Consider the following 552-nt stretch of genomic DNA (forward strand, 5'->3'; position numbering starts at 1 on the left):
ACCTTGGTACACAATAGACGGTGACCTTCTTGTTGTAGCGCTGCTGAATACGTTCCACCAGCAAACTGAAGTCGCCATCACCAGAAACCAAAATCACGCGGTCAACATCAGGCGCAATCTCAATCGCATCGAGCGTGATACCGACATCCCAATCCCCTTTGGCGCTGCCATCTCGACGCTGAATGTAAGGCTTCAACATCACCTCAAATCCCACACCTCTTAGAATGTGATGAAACTGGCGTTGCTTCGGATCGTTACTTGCAATGGCATAAGCTTTTGCGCTTACTACTTCCTTTTCTTGTGTCGCGACATACCCAAACCGGTTGTAGTCAAAGTTACTGCGATACGCTTCACGACAAGTGTAATAAACGTTTTGAACGTCAACGAGAATGGCGATTTTTTCTTTGTGGTCTGATTGCATGGTGATCTCATACCGATAATTTGCCGCCTACCCTAAGCCAGATCGCCCAAAAGCACAATGAGCCAATTCCACTAAACTTAACGTATAAACGGAAAATCGCGTTTTTAGGAGTGAGTCATGGGTGGAAAGTT

Annotated in this window: 1 protein-coding gene; it reads right to left on the reverse strand. The window is 46.2% G+C overall.

Annotated elements, in window-relative coordinates; all coding sequences use genetic code 11:
• A partial coding sequence (locus R7Q46_RS29425; protein WP_318078619.1) for an NYN domain-containing protein occupies positions 1–421 on the reverse strand: 421 nt, incomplete at its 3' end.
• Positions 422–552: the final 131 nt, after the last annotated feature.

The organism is Vibrio sp. 811 (assembly GCF_033339195.1).